We start from the raw sequence: 19,342 nt of genomic DNA on the forward strand, positions 1-19,342 counted from the left end.
TTCCTGCTTCAATCTTACTCATATCCAAAACATCATTAATGATTCCTAACAGATGCCGTGATGAAATATCTATTTTATCTGCATACTCTATAACTTTTGCTTTATTACCCGCATCATGTCTGATCAAAGACGTAATACCAATGATTGCATTCATGGGTGTACGAATATCATGTGACATATTAGACAGGAAATCTGTTTTCGCCTTATTTGCATTTTCCGCTGTCTGTAAAGCCTCTGTTGCAACGTTCTTTGCCTTTTTCAGTTTTTGATTGACTACTTCCATTTCCTTCATTGTCTGCAAATGAAGTTCATTCTTTCTTTTTTCATATTCTGCTTTTTGATCTGCAAGACTAAGTCTGGAAATACTGTAGAATAATCCAGCAAAAAGTAAAAGTATAAAACCTGCCATGAGTGTTGTTGTACACAGCACCGTTTTCTGGTAATCCCTCAGCACATTGTCAATAACTCCCTTTGTCACAATGCATACCAAAATGGTGTTGTTGCTTTCTATCGGGCAATAGCCCAGATAATAGGGGTTCTGTTTTCCCAAAAGTGCAACTCCGGATTCTCTGTTATCAAACTTCTTTTTGAGCAAATCAGCCTCTTCTTCTGTAATGGCCTGTTCCCCTTTTAAATGTTTTAACAAAGAATAATTGCGCTGATATTTATCACCACTCAGGTTCGTATACGTAATATTTCCGTCATCATCCAGCATGAAAAAATATGCTTTCCCATCATAACCTTTCAGTTTTAACATGGAATCCAGTTTCGAATGATCATACACCGTTCCAATTGCCGTATAAGTTTCCCCATTGATCGTATATTCCTGACATGGAATCGCAACCAGATAACCGTCTTTTTTCTTCTGATCATAATCAAGACGCACCAGTTTTCCAATATTGTATCCATTCTTTAAGTCCAGCAGAAATTTACTTGGCATATCAATCCGCATTTTTGTTCCACCTGCGGATATTGCCTGACCATTTTCCCGAAGAAATATAAGCAACGGTGTACAAGGGGTACAAACAAGATTAAAAAGAAAAGATAGATTTGAAAGTAAGTAGAGTGGGATAATCCAGAAGTTAGAGCTTAGATTTTCCACTCTACTTGAACGTGGTCGCTAGTTGCGCTGATTGAAATAATCAGCCGTCAACGGCTTTCCTTTTGTCGTCAAATTCAATGCTGTCCCAATGGTCGAGGTAATAAGAGAGTTCCTGCTCCTTTTGGGGTGACATTGTTTCAATGGACATTTCCGCAATCTCCTTTGAAATGGTCTGGCGGCGAGTGTCCAGTTCTTCAATTTTTTTGTTAGCATAGGCAAGAAGTGTTGCGTTGGCTCCGGTTAGCGTATCAAGTAGTTTTTCAATCTCGGCTTCAACTTGCGCCAGTTCAATTTGATGGGCGGTCAGTTTGGGATTGACTTTTTCCTCCCGGCTATGGCGGACTTGAAAATTTTTAAATCTCGCCCGCATAGCACTGAAAATAAATTCCTCAAATTCAGATTTACGGATTTTACCACAGCCCGGGCAGCCTTTATTTTCAGTCCGTTTACTACAGCGAAAATAGCCTTCGCTGTTCGGAACGTGTGTTGCCTTTAAGGCATATCCGCAACACCCGCATTTAACTTTTCCGGCAAGCCATGTATTTTTCGGCTTACGTCCTTGTTGAAAACTCTTATTTGTCATTAGCTTCTTCCTGCATTTCAGCCATACATCAGACGGTATGAGCGCTTCATGTGGAGCGATTACAAGTATCTGGTCTTTCAGGCTCCTGTCTTTATCCTCCTTCACGTCCCGGCCCTGATAGAGATAACAGCCATTGGTTCCGGCAAAATCGGAAGCGTCATTGACAATAGCCGCCCCCTGGCTTTTAAAAAATTCGTAGAGTTCTAAATCTGCTTGTGCGTAAACAGGATTTCTTAAAAGCTGTGAAATAAAGGTACGGAATAGCGATTTACCGTAAACTTTGATGTTCTGTTCCTCAAAGTACCGTGTAATGTCACCAAAAGACGTTTCCGGCTCGGAATACATTTCAAACATGAGCTTTACATATTGGGAAGTTTCGGGGTCTGCCACCATCTTTTTTGTGCGGATACCTTCAACCACTGTCGGCTCCAACTGATAACCATAGGGGGCCTGTCCGCTCATGTGAAAACCTTTCAGGCACCGGGAGTAGTAAGCGTCCGTGACGCGTTTCTGGATTGTCTCACGTTCAAGCTGTGCGAATACGATACAAATATTCAGCATGGCCCGCCCCATTGGGGTTGAGGTGTCGAACTTTTCTGTGGACGAAACAAACTCCACGTCATATTCCTGGAACAGCTCCATCATGTTTGCAAAGTCCAGAATGGAACGGCTGATTCTGTCCAGCTTATAAACGATTACCCGCCGCACCCGGCCCTTTCGGATTTCTCCTAACAGCTTTTGAAACTCCGGCCTGTCCGTATTCTTCCCGGAATAGCCTTTATCCTTGAATACTTTACAGCTTCCGCCTTTCAGCTCATACTTACAAAAATCAATCTGGCTTTCAATGCTGATACTGTCCTTACGGTCTACCGACTGTCTCGCGTATATACAATCTTCTCTGATAATGTCCATATTGGGCTCCTTCCGTATGGAATGGAGCTACCAACCTTACAATTATATTATACCATAGGCAGCCCCGGACAACAATGTTGCGGTTGATTAGTAAAATCTGTCCGTGTATTTACTGAACACATCATATAAGTGATTTTCGATTTCTCTTTTTCGCTTGTTCTTTTCATCCGGGGATAGTACCGGAATTAGATTTTCCAATACGATAAGTTTCCCTTGAAAATATACGGATTGTTTTTCGCTTTGGTATGTAACAGATTGAACCATCGAAAACCTCCACTTTTCAGTACGGATGAACAGCGGCCAGCTTCCCTCTTGTCTGCTGGGGAAACCTAAAAAAGCGGCTCCCTGGAAGGAACTGCCCTTTGAGCTTTCCCCAGCCTCGGGCCACGTTGGCCCGAAGCTAATAATCGCCGTTATAATATTTCTGTTCAGCCTCGTTGAGTGTGTATAAGTCAAACACTCCATAAAGCTGATTTACTACACGGCTAATATCTTTATGGGTGAATCCACAGTCCTGCATGGCCATAATCACATAGCCCCGGCAGGCGTCATTACTCCATATATTCAGCGTTAATTCTGGACTAGATATATTTTCCTTCATAAAATTCTCCTGTTCATAGAAAAATATGGGCCCAGCCAGAACGGTTGCCCTATCATCAGACAGTAATAGAGGAAGGGCCCCACAGGTTAGAAAGTTTTTTCAGATAGACCGGACGGACAGTTGGCTTTTTGTCCCATAGCATTTCAGCTCTCCCCATTCTGATGGCAAGGCGATCTCATTACCTGCGACGGCTCACGGTTCGCAACACCGCTGCACGCTCGGATTGTGACTAATCGCAAGTATCCGGGTTTTGTGTTTTGTCCGGCAGACCTGCCACAGTCTGCCTACGGCATGGGCCTGGTCGCTCTCTCTAGTGTAAAAATAGAGGTCATGGCGGGCCTGTCACTGGACACAAGCACCCTTCGTATCCGTCTATCTTTTATTCAGTTTTCAATCTGCGTGAGGCGTGTCCCGCTTCGGGCCAATGTGGCCCGAGGCTTTGACTGCCTCTCATAAGCCATTTCATTTTTGAGGCGAAATCGGTACACCTTATAAAAATTTTTTTAAAATTTTTTCCAAGTTCCGAAGGCCGCGCTCAATGGCGAGCCGCACGACCTTTTCATCCACACCCTCGGCCCGGGCAATGTCTTGTTTCGTCAAGCCGAGAATGAAATGAGCGTAAATGCGCTTTGCCTGTTTGTCGGGCAGTCGTGAGATGGCGGTATAGAGTTCTTGTATCGTCACTTTACGCTCATACAGTTCATAGGGAGAGAACGCAACGAAAAGCGCCTCATGCTCAATTCCATCATTCCGATCCAGGGAGTAATAGGCTTTGTGCCGGTATGTACGCAGACGGTAAGCGGCTTCCTTCCGGTCAAACTCCTTGAACATTTCAACAACATCTTCTGGTACTTCCATAAAGTAGTCTGACGTATAAAAAGGGTAATAGTCCCGTAAATTTATAATAGCCATATTGAACCTCCGCTTTGTTTTGTGATGGATGGACAACAAAACAGAAGCGGCGGGGAGCGTATATGTAGGCTGAAATTTCTGAAATTTTCAAAAAATAACAGTGAAAAATCTATAAAATAGTAAAGATGGCTACTCGTTCTAAAAAAGCCTCGACAGCTTATCTCAAGACTGGCTCTGTTTCGATAGCAAATCCTGAAATAAGGTGTCGAACATAAAAAAAGCTCAAACAAATAACAGCTTGTTTGAGCCTTAAAAAAGTTTAAATTGGAATAAAACTCCTCCCATCTAGGAGGAGGTAAAGCAAAAGGGGCGTTGCTTCATCTATTTTTTCTCAATAATCTAACTCATGTTATTAGCAACCTCCGCGTAAAAATCTCGTAGTTCTTTTATTATCATATAATGTATTTTTTGCAAAATTTGTCGTAGATAGGAGGCAAAAATAAAAAAATAGAGTAGAGGATATGTTAATGGTTAACGTACCTCTACTCTATCTAATTGTTACTAAAAATTTTCTTTTAAAAAGGTGTTAATGGTTAACGTACCTCTACTCTATCTAATTGTTACTAAAAATTTTCTTTTAAAAAGGTTGTTACAAAACAGACTCAATTTACTATATATAGTATATGTCAATTATTAAATCTACCATATACAGAACATTACTTTTCTCTTTGCAACAACCCTTTTAAATTGTATAATTGCTTTCACTTAATCAGCATTATTTTTTATCTGATTGAATAGCCATCCTATAATTCGAGCTATACAGTATAAAACACCAAGTCCAAGGACGGAGCATACAACTAGAAAAAATATAGACATTGCCGACATATTTACATCAACACCTTTTTGAATAGGACTCTACTTATATTATTCTTAATTTAATACGGTAGAAACTTCTCCATTAAAAACTTCCGTTCTTAAAGCGAAAGAAAGTGTTCCTACTCCGCCGACTACATTTGCTCTCATAGAGCCAGTCACTTCGGCCGCTTTGCTTGAGGTAGATGTTGCACGGCCAATGGCTAAACTTTCATCTTCAACCGTTCCGCCAACACAGTAGGTATTTAAATCACGTGCATTAGAAATTTTCCACTGGCTACCACTCTTTGATAAGTCAAATCTGTAATCCATACCTGCGACACCCCAAAATGCATCCGATTTCCACGTTCCTTCAGTAGCAGGATCACGAGTTAAAGGAGGCGTATAGCTAAGTGTCACTGTTACCGGCTGACCGTCCTTCTCGAAATGTAATGTTTCCGAATAGGGCTGGCTTTCGTCAAAATTATTCAGATCGACACTGAATGTTTGTCTCTGTTCTGGAGAATCAGCAGCAAGAGCACTAAATGCGCTACCAACTACCATGAGACTCAGCGCTACCAACAGACCCAATGCCTTTTTCAAACCTTTCTTCATAAATGACCTCCTTGAGACTTTACCATAGTAACAAACTCAGATTTTTTAGCGCCCACCATTATGTAAGGCACTATTCTCTCAAATTCTCCTCCTCTATAGCCCCAATGGTATCCCTCCCTTTACTAATCGGTTATGAGCTTTTTATAACTAACTGTAGTATACCACAGAATCCCTATATATGCAATATAATCTAAAAATGGTAAATAAAACTTAATAAATTGTTAATTATCAACATATATCGTATATTTTTCTGATATAAAAACCGGGTATTCAAGTTTTGTGTTTTGATGTTTGAGTTAAAACGATAAAAAGAAAGAGAACTTGTTGATATAAAAAAAATATCATTCTTTTTGCATAAACATATAAAAACTCGAAAAGCGATTGATAAATCACCGAAAATTTGTGGCGAATTTTCTTAATATAGATATTTTAAGGAGGTATTGCGTAAAACAATAGATGTTGTATAAACTCAATAATCTTTTTTGCAGTATATTGCTAAATAGCTAAATGGCAAGCAATGCCTCTGTGGCCACAAGTGGCACAAAGGCTGCTTGTTGGGGCTCGCCCCAAACCCATATCTTCGGGCCAACATGGCCCGAAGTGTCAGCGTCGCTTTGCTCCTTATTTTCATAACCTTAACGCTCCTTTTCCTGCTTTCTTCCCGGCTCGGTGTAGCCCATCAGAGTGTCAATGTTCGCCTTGATTGTGACGATCTCCTGCATATCCCGTCGTGCCTTCTGGTATTCTCCATAGAGCTGTTTTTTCTTTGCTGTGAGCTTACGGCCTTCTTCCTTCAGCACATCCATTTTGGGGAGCTTTGCCCCGCCCAGCAGAGAGCGCATTTCCGCTTGTGCAACCCGGTACAGTTCAAGGTCGGCCTCATGCTCCGCAAGGAATTTCCTGCTGTACTTCGTCGCCTTATACTGCTCAAAGACTGGGCGGGTTTTGGCATACTGAACCGTTGCAGCCTTTAGCCCGGCATTGGTTTTCATAGCCTGTTCCGTCTGCTTGACCTGCTCGGAAATAGCATGGAAACGGTCTGCCGCCTCGGTGGCTTTCTGCGCCAACTGCTCATAATCGGTCAGGTTATTGTCCTGTATATAGGCAAGAGCGGCGGCCATCTGCTTAATGTTAAATACCTTCGCCCAGCGTTCATATCCAGGCCCCTTACCGGCAGCCAGCTTTGCTTGAATATCCACCGCCAGACTGATTTTCCGTTCCGAGCGCCCGGGGCGTTTTTCTTTGCCCTCAATGGCAGACAGAACATCTTGCAAGTCGTAGCCGTCTCCCAGCGTGGAAGCCCGCAGACGGGTAAAGCGTTCCTGTCCCTGCCCGGTCAGCCGGAAACTGATACCGCCGCCCCGAACCGTCTTGACCTCATATCCGGCCCGCTTCATCAGATTGAGAAATTCGTCCAGATCAGCGGGGCGTTCCGCCAGCGCAGTATCAATGGCAAGGCGCAGTCTGTCCTGATAGGAAAGCGGCCCTTTTCGTTCTTTCTGCCATTCTCCATAATTCCGATACTTGCCCTTGCTCCGGGGCTTCGGGTTCTCTACAATGGACAGCCCGTTTTCAAGGCACAGCCTGTCAGAGAGCCGCCGGAGGGCGAAGCTGGAGCCCCAAAAGTTTCGGAATTTCCGGGTGCAGTCAAGGGTGGTGGAGTTGTAATAAATGTGACAATGGATGTGCTGCTTATCGGTGTGCGTGGTAACGATAAAAGCGTGCCGCCCCTTTGTCCAGCGCATAGCCAGCTCATAGCCGATACGGTTCGCCTCCTTCGGGGTGATCTCGCCCGGATAGAAGGATTGTCGTATCTGATAGCACAGCACATCATTTTCTTTTTTCTGTTCCCGGCCCGTCATAGCGGCATAGCTGGCTTTTGCCAAAAGGAACTCGTCCGCCACGGTGGCCGGATCACATTCATAAGCGGAGATATACTTTCCTCTTTCTGTTTTCTCCGGGTCCTTGCCATAGTCCAGACAATCCCGGATTGCCTCGGCAATCGTTTCGCCTTCGCCCGCATGGCGCTGCAACAAAGTTGTGGTAGCCAGAAATCATCCCTCCTTTCCATGAGAAAAGGGCGGCCCATCCAGACCGCCCCGACTTCGGGCCAACATGGCCCGAGGCTGTTTAACTTGCCAGAAACCGGTACAGAGCGGATTTGCCTCCGTCCAGCGCCCAAAGAAGGGAGCCCGCCGCCGCTTGCAGTCCATACGGCGAAAGAAGGAAAGCGAGAAACAGAAATACAATCCCGCCTATGGGCGTCGGCGTGAAAAAGAGAGCGACACCCAGCACCACCAGAATCACAGAGGCAATCGTCAGCAGGACGGCACAAATATCAAACAGGAATACCAGCAGAGCCGCCAGAAGGGACAACGCTAAAGCAAAGGGAGCAACCAATATTTTCAGCAGTATCTTCATCTCCAAAACCTCCTTTATCTATCCTTCCTACCTCTATTTTATCATGCCTGCCCGGGGACATAAATGTTGCGAAAGATTAGTGAATCCTGTCCCAAACCTTCGGGCCATGATGGCCCGAAAACAGAAAAAGCAGGACACATTCATGTCCTGCCAAATTTCTGCTATTCTGTTTCCTGCTGCGGGCAATCGGGAACTGTCAGCAGCGAAGTGTCGATAACAATATCCTCTGCTGGTTTCAAGAGCTCTGTCAAATCGTGCTGCCGTCCCACGTTGGTCACATCAATTTTATTCACGCATATTCCAATCCACGGAAACTGTCTGCTTAATTCATCCATCAAGTCGTATATATCAGCAGTTGCCAGCTTATCATCCGATATGTAGCCGGAGCCTTGACGGTGAGAAAAACGATGCCGTTTGAAGAACCGGCGCAAGTCGTCATACGCCTGCCGGTAATTGGCTCCGGGGTAATGCTCTTTTAATTGATGGGTGTCCAGATCAAAATTTAAGGCTTTGAAATATTTTCTCTCCAAAACTCAAGCCCTCATTGCTGTTTTTTCCTGATAGTGGGTCAACAGATCTTCTTCATTGAAATCATCTGGACTGTCAGAATCGTCACTGTCACAAAGACGCCACACAGAAACATTATCCATGAACCATGTCTGCCGCTTCAAGGTATTGACGATCCGGCCGAACAGACTAAAATCCCTCGCTCTGCCGCAGTCACGGAATACCAAAGCGCCGGAACCATCCTCCATACGGGGAAGGCCCACGGTTTGGAATGTATGATTGATTGTGTTGTAAATGCCATCCAGCCGGTACTTATTTTCGGCTGTGATTTTATCATCATTCATGCGAATAACCATTTTCAGCATGGTATCAGCCTCCCTTCTTGAATTATTATATCATTATAGAGCTGGTTCTACAATCTTGAAAATCTGAATTTTTTATGACGGGCTTCGGGTCATGCTGGCCCGAAGTGGTAAAAAAAGAGCAGGGCGGCAAGCCCCACAACGGAAGCCTGCCGCCCTCGTCTTACTTTGCCACCAGCTCGGAAAGCTCCCGCAGCACTTTTGACACCTCGCCCCACAGCTTTTCATAGTCCCGCTTCAATCCGTCGATTTCCTCCGGGTACACGCCATAGGTGTGTGCGTGTACGGCGACCTGATTGAGATTGTTGGAACAGCGCCGTTGCAGAGAGATCAATTCTTTTACGGGCGCAAGGTCGATGTGCAGGATATACCCGTTCAGAGCCATTTTCCGTACATAGGCCCCGGCGTTGGAAATGCCCGCCTCGGCCATCCGTTCATGGATGGCTGCCAGCTCGTCCGGCGTTACCATGACGTGCAGATGGACATTCCGCTTGCGGTTCTCCATCATCGTTCCAGCTCCCGGCCTTTCCGGCGCTTTTTGGGTTCCTTTACCTTATCCAGCGGTTTTGCGTCCAGCTCCGGGGGCGTGGGTTGGATGGGCGTGTTGTTGGGTACGCCGTCAATCATGTTGCAGTTCTGCTCCGTGGAGAGCTCGGCGGTTTTCAGATAGTTGTCTTTTTCGTGCATGGCGATCCTCCTTTATCGTTCCTCATGGTTTTTATGGCTCCGCTTCTGGCCGGGCTCCTTCGGGGGTTCCTGCCCTCTGGTTCCTTCTTTGAGCCGGGCGGTAATGGATGAGCGCACCCGGTCAGGATTGCCCGGTGCTGGTTTCAGTTCATAATCCTCCATTTGCTTTTCGGTCAGCGGCTTTGTGTAGGTCAGTTCGCCCCATGCCATCAGCCTGCCGTCTGCCACAGGACGCCGCCTGTCATCGTCGTAGTTGACAATGGAAAGAGGCTGGTTATCCGGCGGCTTCGGGTAAGTTCCTATGTCCACGGGCCGCTGGGTGGAATAATAGCGGTAAACGCCTTCCGGTCCCAGCTCGGTATGCTTGACCGCCGCATGGTAAAGCTGCTGATAATCGTCCACCCGGCGGTCAAAATCCCGCTGCGCCCATGCCTGGCTGTTTCCATAGCGGCCCCAGTAGTAATCCCGATGGCCGTTTTCCCCCTCGGTAAACTGCCAGGTCACAAAGGGGCTCGGCGCTCCCGGATTATGCCCAAGCGCAAAGCCGTGTCCAGTTTCAAAGGTGGCAGCTTTCAAAATCACATATCCTTGTACTGTCTCCAAGAGATCCCTCCTTTCTGTGCCTCGGGCCAACATGACCCGAAGTGTGGATGTTACGAAATAAGAGGGCAGACCGGGGAGGAATGTAATAAGATATTCCCACCCCGGAAACACCCTCAAAAAAGCCCGGAATGTCAAGCCTTTGGAGGCGGCAAATCGTAACAGCCGCCCGGCCTTTTCTCCCGCATTTTCCTCATGCGTTCCCGGCTTTTCCGGCGGTTCCCTTCGGCCTTGCAGGCGTCGGAACAGTAGGCTTGACGCCCCTCGGGCAAAAACGCCTTTCCGCAGACCGCACAGGCCCGCAGCTCCGGGGAGATGCCTTCCGTTGTCAGCGACGCTTGAAGCTCCGGGTTAAGAGGCAGGACAGCCTCACGGAAATAACGGCAGTACGCCCCTGTCCAGCACTTGTGCAGCATATAGCAGGCACAGTCAAGAGGAAGGCACAGGCCGCTTTCCCGGTCATAGTTGGCGCACATCCCCGTGACCAGAGTGCGGATTTTCTTCTTCTCGTCACGGGTCAGCTCCCGGGCGTCCATTTATGACTTCGGGCCACGATGGCCCGAAGGGCGGGGCTCCACGATCAGCGCCCGGAACTTCTTCCGGCACTGTTTTTTCTTTCCTTTGCACTCCTTGTAGTAACGGCATCCCTTACAAGGATCGTCATTGTCCCAGCCGGGGTGCGGTACTTCCTTCATCATTCGTTCAAAAGGGCTGCTTGTAAAATTCATTCTCATTCCTCCGTATCTTCCTCCCACGGCGGGGTATCTTCGTCCTCGGGTTCCTCTGCGATCTCCTCCAGCTCCCCGTCCTCATATTCGCAGTAATCATCCTCCAAATCCGGGGCCTCATGCTTCGGCTTGTAAATCTTGAAATAGTAACCAATCCCACCGCCGGCCAGCACCACCGCACCGATCAGGAGCAGAGAGAGAAGGGGGCTGTCCTTTTTCTCCGGCTCGGGTTCCGGTACTTCCTCCACAGGTTCGGTGGGCTTTGGCTCTGGCTCCGGGGTCACTTCTTGGGGCGGTTCCTTACCCTGTTCGGCAAGAGGCAGAAGGTCGTCTGTGGTAACGGTATTGAGGAAATAGACGTTCTCGCTGGTTTTCTGTTTGTCGATCACCAGATAAAACACGCTCTCGTCTGCGGTGGTGATGGTGTAGAACTCTTTACCGTCCTCGTCGGTGGCGTTGTCCACCACGGTTCCCGTCCCGTCCGGGGTAAAGGGGTTCTGGGTTTCCGGCTCCGCTTCGGTTTCCACCGGGGCGGGAGCTGTCTCCGGCTGCGGCTCGCTGCTCTGGGCGTAGGCCGGGACCGTAAAGATCAGGCAACACAAAAGGCTGGCAGCCATCGCCGCCAGCCTGCGGTATTTAGTTTTCTTCATGGGCTGTGTCCTCCTTTTCGGGTGCCTCCGGCTTCGGGTCAGTATGGCCCGAAGCGGTAAGGCTGTTTTTGGGGTCATTCAAAAAAGCCATAAGCTGGGCGGGGGTCAGTTTGAGCGAGCGCACCGCCTGCACGATCTGGCTGTTTTCTTCCTCCTGTTTCTGCTTTTCCAGCTCCCGGATTTTGGCCTGCCACTCGGCTGCCTTCTCCCGGGCTTTTTCCAGTTCCTTATCGAGCTTGTCGATCTTGTTCATGCAAGGACTCCTTTCCTCTGGCTCACAAACGCCCGAAGGCATAGAAATGTGTCTGCCAGTAGCTTGAATTGATGTTTGCGTATTGGATGGGCGAACCACAATGAAGCATCATCCCGTCGCCCACATAAATCCCCACATGGGACACAGGGCCGGGGCTGTCATAGGTTCCCGTGAAAAAGATAATGTCGCCGGGCTTTGCCTCGGAGGGAGAAATGATAGCGCACTGGTTGTAAATGCCCTGCGCCGTGGTACGGGGCAGGTTGTGGACGCCGCTGGCCGTGTACACCCAGCAGACAAAGCCCGAACAGTCAAAGGAGGTGGACGGGCTGGAGCCGCCCCACACATAGGGCCAGCCGATATACTTTGTGGCTTCTTCCATGAGCGCCGCAAAAGCCGGGTCATCCAGCGCCTCGCCGGGTATCTCATAGCTGGGGCCGGTATCTTCGCCGCCGTTGTAAATCCCTTCCCACAGATAGGGCTTGTTGCCTTTGAGCTGCTGCATAACGGTGTAGATTTCCCGCTGCTGTTCGTTAAGCCTCGGCAGGATCACGGCAGGCAGCGTCTTGTTTGTGAGGGTCACATTTAAGATGTAATACTCATAGGGGACTTCCTCGGTGCTGGTTTCCCCTGTCTCCGGGTCGGTGCTGGTTTCGGTGCGGTAGCGTATCTCGACTTCCTCCGTCAAGGTCAGTTCATACTGTGCCTCAAAGATCTCCCGCAGCTCGTCCTGCACCTGTTCCCGGAAATACACATGGTACTTTGCCGAGAGATAGGACGCCAGCTCATAGGGGTTATGGCCGATCTCGTCCACGGAATAGCGGTACTCGTCATAGCCGGGATGGGTGCTTTCGATGTTTGCCACCGTCTGCGCCAGCTCGTTTTCCAGCGCCGTGTAGTCCTCGTCTACGCCCAGCAGGTCCGTATCCTCCGAGGCGTAGGAGGTGCCGGATAACGCATTGGCAAGGCCGCTGCCAAGCGTGGGGAAGATGGAGCTTACCGCCGACACAAGAAAACAGAGCAGCAACAGCAGGAGCAGGACCAGCACCGCCACGGGATGACGGGTCACAAACTGCGCCGCCCGCCGGGTCGCAGTTCCCGAAGCGGCAGCGGTTTTCTTTGCGGCCTTTGCGCCCTGTTTTGCAGCCGCCTTTGCTTCTTTGGAATACCGGCGTTTCAGTTTCCATTTCTGCTGCACACGGGAAAGCGGATTGCTGGCAAGCTCCGGGTGCTCGGAGGCCATCTTCTGAAAATCCATATTGGCCCGGGCTTTTATGTCCTTCCGTTCCCACTTTGCCACCTTCCGGGCCGGGTGTTCCTGCCAGCGGCGTTTGGCATACCGGGTCAGTTTCCGGGCTCCGGCCTCGGCCACAAGTTCCGACTTATGGGCTCCTTCCACACCCACATTTTCATGCTCGACTTCGTGGATCTTGTTGTGGACATAGAACCATGCTTCTGTACGGGCTCCCCGGACTGCCTTTTTTGCAAGCCCCGGCGGTTTCTTCGCTGCCCGTTTTGCCTCGGTCTTGTCCAGTTTCTCCCGAGCCTTTCCCAGCTTTTTCCCGGCGTGTTCCGCTTTTGCCTGTGCTTTCTGGTACTTGTCCTTTTTGCTCCCGGCATTCTCTGCGGAGCCCTCCGGCTCCTGTGCCTTGCTGGTATCCTGCGGCCCGCCCGCTTCATCCTCCTGCCTCATGCGGTCAGAGGGACGGCTTTTGCGGCTGTCCTCTTGAAACTTGCCGCTTTTGGACTTCGGGCCATCGTGGCCCGAAGGGCTGTCCTGCCCGGTATCCTCGTCCTCAAACCGCAGGCGTCGGGATGGTGCAGGGGAAGGCCCTTCCCGTTCCGCCGGTCCGGGGCGATTGCCCCCGGTATCCTCCGTCGGCCCCGGCCTTTGAAAACTCCGTTTGTCCGGTTTCTTTCCGATGATGTATCCCTCCTTTCCAAACCTCGGGCCAGCATGGCCCGAAGTGTGTTATGCCCGGTTCATTTCCTGTTTTTTGTCCTCCGGGCGGGTGGTCATAATGGCGTACAGCTCGGTGTTCTGCGGGAAGCGGTCAACAAACGGGATGGTGGTGTTCCCGAAGAACAGCAGCCCTTCGCCGGAATTGGTATGGGTCACATAGGAAAGCTGGTGGGGGCTGATCCCAAGCTGTTTGGCTAAAATCTGCCGGTCCCCCTGTGCCTGCGAGAGCAGCACAAGGAAGTCCGAGTTTTCAAAGATGTTCTCGATCTCCGGGCTTGCCAGAAAATCCTTTACGTTCTGCGTTAAAGCACTCGGAACGCACCCTTTTTTCCGCAGCATTTTCCAGATCGCTACACAATAGCTTGCCGTCAGACGGTCACGGAGCAGCACATGAAATTCGTCAAAGTAGCACCATGTAGCGATACCGCGGAGGAAATTCATGGACACCTGCGAGTTTACCAAGTCCTGCATAATGAGCATGGCAATCGTCCGAAGCCCGGCTCCCAGCTTTTTTAAGTCAAGGCATACCAGACGGCGGTTTAAGTCCACGTTGGTTTCATGGTTGAACACGTTAAGGGAACCGGACACATAGATTTCAAGAGCCGTCGCCAGCCGCACCGCCTCGCCCTCCGGCTGGGAACAGAGCAGGTCATACAGGGTTTGGAGGGTCGGCATTTTGCTTGTTTCCGGGTCCTGCAAGTGTTCCCGGTACATCTGGCGCACACAGCGGTCAATGACGGTACGCTCCACCGGCTGCAAGCCGTCCTTGCCGCCAACGATCAGCTCCATCAGCGACAGGATAAAGTCGGCTTTCAGCGCCATCGGGTTTTCCTCGTCGAAGCTCAAATCAATGTCCATCGGATTGATGTGGTGGGGGCTGTCCGGGGCGATCTCGATGACCTGTCCGCCCAGCCGCCTGATAAGGGGCGAATATTCGCCCATCGGGTCCACCACGATAATGCGGTCTTTTGTGGCAAGGAACACATTCACAAGCTCCCGCTTTGCGGCAAAGGATTTGCCGGAGCCAGGCACGCCGAGGAACAGGCCGTTGGGGTTTTTGAGCTTTTTCCGGTTCGCCATGATGACGTTATGGGAAAGTGCGTTGAGCCCGTAATAGACGCTTCGCCATCCATGCGGAGCTCCTGCGTCATAAAGGGAACGAAAATGGCCGTGGAGCTGGTCGTCATGCCGCGCTTGATCTCAATGCCGTTATGGCCCAGCGGAAGGCTGGAAAGAAAACCGTCCTCCTGCTGGAAGTCCAGCCGCTTCAAGGTGCAGTTGTATTTCTGGACGATACCGGACACCGTGAACAGGTCATTGTCCAGCTCCCGGCGGGTCGGAGCCATGTTTACCACAAGGAAGGTCAGCAGGAACATTCTTTCATTCCGGCTCTGTAAATCTTCCAGAAGGGTCTTTGCGTCGTTGCTGTATGTTACGAGGTCGGGCGGAAGTATGTCCATGTCGTACCCTGACCGGGCTGCCTTCTTTTGTTCCTCCACCTTCATCTTGTCAATGTCGGAGACTTTGGCCTTGATGGATTTTACGGCGGCGGCCTGATCAACGGTCTGGATATGGAGGGTGATGGTCATTTCCGCATCCATTTCCAAAAGCTCCGCCAGCAGCTTGTCCGAGAGCTCCGAGGCCAAAATCTGCAAGTAGGAGGCAGCGCCCCAAGTCGTCCCCACCCGGAACAGTCGGCTGAAACGAAAATCGAAACTGTCCGGGGCGATAAAGTCTTTGGTGGAAAGCCCGGTTTTGGGGATCATATCCCATGAAAACCGGAAGGGGGAGCCGCTGCCGGGGTGGAGCTGCCCGTGAAGAAGCTCCAGCCGTTCCAGCCCTGAAAGGGAGCGGCACTTGACGCCCAGCTTTTTGAAGTTCCCGCAAATGTCCGCCTCTACACGTTCCAGCCTTGCCCTGGCGGTGGAAAGGTCGTCCACGTTCACGCCGAAGGTCAGGAGCTTTGTGCGGACAATGCCGTTGTTGCTTTTGGCGATCTGGTTTTCCAGCATTTCCACATACTCACACCGGACGCTGTTGTAATCGTCATCCTGCATGGGGATGTTCACGCTGTACCGGCTGCCCGGGCGGCTTCGGTGGTTGAGGAAGGAAAGCTGGAACGGAAGGCTGCTGTCAAAGTAGTTGAGGCAGGCGCTCCACCCGTCAAAGATGGCCGCCTGATCTTCGGACTGTGCGAGCTGGTAGTTGATGTCCTCGTATTCAATGGTTTTGGTGTAATAGCGGTCCGTTACCCGGCACACCCCATCCCGGTACATTTCCCGGTAAGGGAGGGTCTGCTGGGCGGTGGTGGGAATGTTCTTTCCCTTTGTGAACAGGCCGGTAAGGCCCTGCTTTTCAGGCTTTCTGCCTGCGGGCTTTCCGGCCCTTCTGCTGTTTTGCAATCGGCTGCGCCTCCTTTCTGGCGCTAAGCAGCGCATAGAAGTTTTCGGTTTTGTAAGGCCGCACCCGGGGATAGAGGAACCGGGTGCGGATGATGTTTTTCAGCACTTTTTCCAATGGCAGGCCGTCCCGCTCATACATAGCCAGAAAGAAGAACGGGAGCATGAGGCCGATCATTAGGAACATGGCGGCGCTGTTCCCGATACTGTCACGGGAAAGCAGGTAGGCCGGGAGCCCCACCGCCGCTGCGCCGGAAAAACAAACAAGCTGGCGCTTCGTCAGATTGAAGGCCAGCTTTGTCTTAATTTTGGAAAGGTCTTTTGGTACTGGCACATAGGCCATTTGGGTACACCTCCTTTACTGCTTCGGGCCAGCATGGCCCGAGGTCATCTTGCGGCCTCTTTGGCCGGGGCTGTACTGCGGGCGGCTTCGGCGGCCTTACGTCCGTTCTGCCTTGCCCGCCAGTATTCGGGATTATACTGCCGGATGGACTGGTTGAGGTTTTCTTCAAACTGCCCTTTGTCCTTAATGCGGTCAGGTATGTTCCACAGCTTTTTGTCCAACAGTTCCCGGAGCACCACACTTTCCTGCGCGTCCTCCTCATAGCAGATATAGCCCTTATCCTTGAAGCCGCACTTTTTCGCTGCTGGGGAGAGGACGGCGGCTACCTCGTTTGCCACCATCGTTCCGCCGTGGCTGGCGGTAGATACCAGAAACACCCCTGGACAGAGGGTTTCACAGCTCTGCACATCACCCCACGGGGAACTTTTCGGCGCATGGAACATTCCGCCCGTCCGGCTCCGGTCCGCCTGCATGAGCGCCGCCTTTTCCAATATGGCGCGAAGTTCCGGGGAAAAGTAGGCGTATTCCCGCAGGACACGGGCGGCCTCCCCGCCGCAGGCGTTCATCAACAGGGTATAGGCATCGCTGTCCGCTTTGGTACAGCGGCCCAGCAGTTTTCCGTCGTAATAGCAGGCCGCGTCATAGCCCGTCCGTTTGCGTGGCATGGTTCCCGCCTCCTTTCTGCTTCGGGCCAGCATGGCCCGAGGTCAACGCTCTGCGCTGCGGCTGGGCTTTTCCTTCGGAGGCCGTTCTGCCTTTGCCTGTTCGGCAGCCGCTTTTCCGGCTTTGAGCTGGTCGCTGATGGATGCACGCCCCACAGAGCCACGCTCCGCCATCTGTTCCAGCTTTGCCTCATAGGCTTGCAGAACAGCGGTGTTGAGCTGTTCCCGGAACTCCTTTGTGACAGGGTAGGCCATATCCCGGTAGCCGCCTTTGCCGTCTGGCTGGCTGGGCATCCCAAGAAAGAGCCCCTTGCTGCCCTGTACGATTTTCAGATTTTCCACCACAAAGCAGTCATTGAATTTCACGCTGGCAAAGCCCATGAGGTTTTTCACAGGTTCGATGACCCGCACGCTTACATCCAGCTTTATAGGGGCAGCTGGTGTTCCGCCCGCATTTTTTTCCTGCATGGATTTCTCCTTTCCGCTTCGGGTCAGCATGACCCGAAGCTGTTACAAGTTTACAGTGCTTTCAACTTCGTTTCCCCACACGTCCCATCCGGGCTTTTTTTCTCTGGCGAACAATTCCACTCGTGGTATATCGCCCATCAGTTCTACAATTTTCCGCCTGGCCTCGTCCGGCTTTTTACTGTGGCGCTCTATCGGGGAAACAATAAGCTGGTGAACACCGGTAGACTTACGCTTCGGATGTCCTTTTACTGCTAAAAGACAAATTTCTGCATTGCCTCTGGTCCAATACCCCAGACCGTAAAACCATGAGTAGGAGCGCCGGTTCCTCTTTATCCATACAAAAGCCACAGAACGATAAGAAAAGCCCCATGCTTTAATGACCTTTAAGGCTTCCGGCAGTTGTGGGAATGTTGCCCACAGAAACAAAACGCTGTCTTTTGCAGCCAAGTCGGCCACTGGAAGGGAACAAATTTCTTCAATACTCATAGTGGGATAATGAAGCTCTGCTGATCCCTGCCTGTTTTTCTGCTCATACCGCCACGGTGGATCTGCATAGATTATCGAAAATTTTTCTTTCGGCATGATCCTCCTTTCCGCTTCGGGTCAGCATGGCCCGAAGTCTCTTAATGGCAGCCGAAGATGGATTTTGCAAGACTGCCTGTTTTGAATAAGGTAAAACACAGCAGCACCGTATATCCCACGCAGCCCCAGATCGCCCCGATGGGGTCGCCGTCGGTGGCGATACTCTGGATCAGCACCGCATAGATTGCGACACAGACTAAGATCAACAGACCTTGAAAGCCCACCGCAAAGAGGGAGCGGAAATAGTTCTGCCCCATGTGTCCGGTTTCCCTGTTGGGGACTGTGGCAAACGGGATAGGCGCTAAACTTGTGAGTAAATAGATTTCAGTCATACGGCCATATACGATGACGAAGATCACGATATTTAAGGCAATCATGGTAAGCTGGATCAGGAAGGATTGTAGCCAGAGTCCGAACAGAGGACCCAACTCCATCGCTTCAAGTTCTGTCCGTAGACTGTCCAGCACATCCGGCGTGATCTCTGTCCCGTTCTGGATAATGCCCGCTGACTGCTGTATCACATGCTGGCTCACATCAAAGACCGCCAGCACGATATTGAAGGTATTCGTCAGGATCATCACAGCCACAAAGGTTTTGAACACCCACTTAAAAAACATCCATGTGTCAACTTCATGGAGGTTGTTGCGTTCTATGAGCATCTGTATCAGCTCATAGGTCATTACAAAAGTGAGGATGACCCCGGCGATTGGCAGGATGGCAGTTTCAGAGATCTGTCGTATCATGGAAAAGACCCCGGCGTTCCAGTCCGCCGGGGTCGTGCCGACCTGTGTGGCGATCTCGCCAACGCTCTGATTGACGTTATCGAAAAGGCCGTCCAGATTTCCCATGATACCATCGACGAGCAGACCTTTCAGCCATTCAACGATTGCGTCGATGATAAAGTCCATACATCAGCTCCTTCTGGAAAAAGGGACAACGGGTGACACTTAGCTGAACAGACCGGACAGCAGAGGGATAAGCTGAAGGCCGATCAGAACGACACCGCCGCCAGCCATGAGCTGTTTTATCCCCAATTAGGTGTAAAACTCTGCTCGATGGCGGGCGGCGGCGTACAAAAAATCTATATGGTGTTGTTAAGAGAACCGTCCCGGCGGGACAGGTCAGGCAGTGACCTGTTCCACCTCCGGGATGGGTTTGAGATTAAAATGAATTTCGATAGAAATGTGTCTTGTTTTATCTTCG

Annotated in this window: 21 protein-coding genes and 3 pseudogenes; all 24 read right to left on the bottom strand. The window is 50.4% G+C overall.

The features are described from left to right. A partial coding sequence (locus DXA97_RS18405) for a histidine kinase dimerization/phospho-acceptor domain-containing protein (RefSeq protein ID WP_279221200.1) occupies nt 1-1,102 on the bottom strand: 1,102 nt, incomplete at its 3' end. Then, a pseudogene (locus DXA97_RS18410) lies at nt 1,090-2,597 on the bottom strand (recombinase family protein). The gene DXA97_RS18405 and the pseudogene DXA97_RS18410, both read right to left, overlap by 13 nt. 400 nt (nt 2,598-2,997) lie before the next feature. Further along, nucleotides 2,998-3,198 (bottom strand): hypothetical protein, encoded by a 201-nt coding sequence (locus tag DXA97_RS18415; protein ID WP_107001169.1) that lies wholly within the window; start codon nt 3,196-3,198, stop codon nt 2,998-3,000. Nucleotides 3,199-3,687: 489 nt separating this feature from the next. Continuing rightward, nucleotides 3,688-4,110 (bottom strand): sigma factor-like helix-turn-helix DNA-binding protein, encoded by a 423-nt coding sequence (locus tag DXA97_RS18420; protein WP_107001170.1) that lies wholly within the window; start codon nt 4,108-4,110, stop codon nt 3,688-3,690. Nucleotides 4,111-4,980: 870 nt separating this feature from the next. Next, nucleotides 4,981-5,517 carry a hypothetical protein gene (locus DXA97_RS18425; protein ID WP_107001171.1) on the bottom strand — a complete coding sequence of 179 codons (537 nt, stop codon included), beginning with the start codon at nt 5,515-5,517 and terminating at the stop codon, nt 4,981-4,983. Nucleotides 5,518-6,152: 635 nt separating this feature from the next. Continuing rightward, nucleotides 6,153-7,568 carry a relaxase/mobilization nuclease domain-containing protein gene (locus DXA97_RS18430; protein ID WP_107001172.1) on the bottom strand — a complete coding sequence of 472 codons (1,416 nt, stop codon included), beginning with the start codon at nt 7,566-7,568 and terminating at the stop codon, nt 6,153-6,155. Nucleotides 7,569-7,647: 79 nt separating this feature from the next. After that, nucleotides 7,648-7,938: a CD1845 family protein gene (locus tag DXA97_RS18435; RefSeq protein ID WP_023042378.1), complete on the bottom strand. Its 291-nt coding sequence runs from the start codon at nt 7,936-7,938 to the stop codon at nt 7,648-7,650. Nucleotides 7,939-8,099: 161 nt separating this feature from the next. After that, complete coding sequence (gene vapD / locus DXA97_RS18440; protein ID WP_016306491.1) at nt 8,100-8,468, bottom strand: VapD family protein; 369 nt, start codon at nt 8,466-8,468, stop codon at nt 8,100-8,102. Nucleotides 8,469-8,471: 3 nt separating this feature from the next. After that, nucleotides 8,472-8,810 carry a hypothetical protein gene (locus DXA97_RS18445; protein ID WP_016306492.1) on the bottom strand — a complete coding sequence of 113 codons (339 nt, stop codon included), beginning with the start codon at nt 8,808-8,810 and terminating at the stop codon, nt 8,472-8,474. A 160-nt stretch (nt 8,811-8,970) separates the two neighbouring features. Further along, nucleotides 8,971-9,312, bottom strand: a complete 342-nt coding sequence (gene mobC, locus DXA97_RS18450) for a plasmid mobilization relaxosome protein MobC (RefSeq protein WP_015553878.1) — start codon at nt 9,310-9,312, stop codon at nt 8,971-8,973. Further along, on the bottom strand, nt 9,312-9,494 hold the full coding sequence (locus DXA97_RS18455) for a DUF4316 domain-containing protein (protein ID WP_107001173.1): 183 nt from the start codon (nt 9,492-9,494) through the stop codon (nt 9,312-9,314). Before DXA97_RS18455 ends, mobC begins: the two co-directional genes overlap by 1 nt. A gap of 12 nt (nt 9,495-9,506) precedes the next feature. Beyond that, complete coding sequence (locus DXA97_RS18460) at nt 9,507-10,097, bottom strand: hypothetical protein (protein WP_227589686.1); 591 nt, start codon at nt 10,095-10,097, stop codon at nt 9,507-9,509. A gap of 131 nt (nt 10,098-10,228) precedes the next feature. Beyond that, nucleotides 10,229-10,630 (bottom strand): cysteine-rich VLP protein, encoded by a 402-nt coding sequence (locus DXA97_RS18465; protein ID WP_050005650.1) that lies wholly within the window; start codon nt 10,628-10,630, stop codon nt 10,229-10,231. Further along, complete coding sequence (locus DXA97_RS18470) at nt 10,631-10,828, bottom strand: hypothetical protein (RefSeq protein ID WP_005927616.1); 198 nt, start codon at nt 10,826-10,828, stop codon at nt 10,631-10,633. Further along, nucleotides 10,825-11,472: a DUF4366 domain-containing protein gene (locus tag DXA97_RS18475; RefSeq protein ID WP_107001175.1), complete on the bottom strand. Its 648-nt coding sequence runs from the start codon at nt 11,470-11,472 to the stop codon at nt 10,825-10,827. The genes DXA97_RS18470 and DXA97_RS18475 overlap by 4 nt, the downstream gene beginning before the upstream one ends. Next, the gene (locus tag DXA97_RS18480) at nt 11,459-11,725 is read right to left on the bottom strand and encodes a DUF4315 family protein (RefSeq protein WP_005927622.1); all 267 of its coding nucleotides are present in this window, start codon (nt 11,723-11,725) and stop codon (nt 11,459-11,461) included. Before DXA97_RS18480 ends, DXA97_RS18475 begins: the two co-directional genes overlap by 14 nt. Nucleotides 11,726-11,747: 22 nt before the next feature. Then, complete coding sequence (locus tag DXA97_RS18485) at nt 11,748-13,415, bottom strand: C40 family peptidase (RefSeq protein ID WP_118721366.1); 1,668 nt, start codon at nt 13,413-13,415, stop codon at nt 11,748-11,750. 279 nt (nt 13,416-13,694) lie between these two features. Then, nucleotides 13,695-15,961, bottom strand: a pseudogene (locus DXA97_RS18495) (DUF87 domain-containing protein). A gap of 79 nt (nt 15,962-16,040) precedes the next feature. After that, the gene (locus tag DXA97_RS18500) at nt 16,041-16,427 is read right to left on the bottom strand and encodes a PrgI family protein (protein WP_016306500.1); all 387 of its coding nucleotides are present in this window, start codon (nt 16,425-16,427) and stop codon (nt 16,041-16,043) included. A 44-nt stretch (nt 16,428-16,471) separates the two neighbouring features. Beyond that, nucleotides 16,472-17,125, bottom strand: a complete 654-nt coding sequence (locus DXA97_RS18505) for a hypothetical protein (protein WP_118721367.1) — start codon at nt 17,123-17,125, stop codon at nt 16,472-16,474. Between the two features lie 9 nt (nt 17,126-17,134). Further along, nucleotides 17,135-17,557, bottom strand: a complete 423-nt coding sequence (locus tag DXA97_RS18510) for a SpoVG family protein (RefSeq protein WP_227589684.1) — start codon at nt 17,555-17,557, stop codon at nt 17,135-17,137. Between the two features lie 42 nt (nt 17,558-17,599). Further along, nucleotides 17,600-18,139 (bottom strand): MT-A70 family methyltransferase, encoded by a 540-nt coding sequence (locus tag DXA97_RS18515; protein WP_107001180.1) that lies wholly within the window; start codon nt 18,137-18,139, stop codon nt 17,600-17,602. Nucleotides 18,140-18,180: 41 nt separating this feature from the next. Continuing rightward, nucleotides 18,181-19,047 carry a VirB6/TrbL-like conjugal transfer protein, CD1112 family gene (locus tag DXA97_RS18520; protein WP_009901636.1) on the bottom strand — a complete coding sequence of 289 codons (867 nt, stop codon included), beginning with the start codon at nt 19,045-19,047 and terminating at the stop codon, nt 18,181-18,183. Nucleotides 19,048-19,086: 39 nt separating this feature from the next. Next, nucleotides 19,087-19,170, bottom strand: a pseudogene (locus DXA97_RS18525) (Maff2 family protein); the annotation flags it as partial. Between the last annotated feature and the right edge of the window lie 172 nt (nt 19,171-19,342).

Source organism: Clostridium sp. OF09-36, assembly GCF_003481985.1.
GTDB lineage: Bacteria > Bacillota > Clostridia > Lachnospirales > Lachnospiraceae > Brotaphodocola.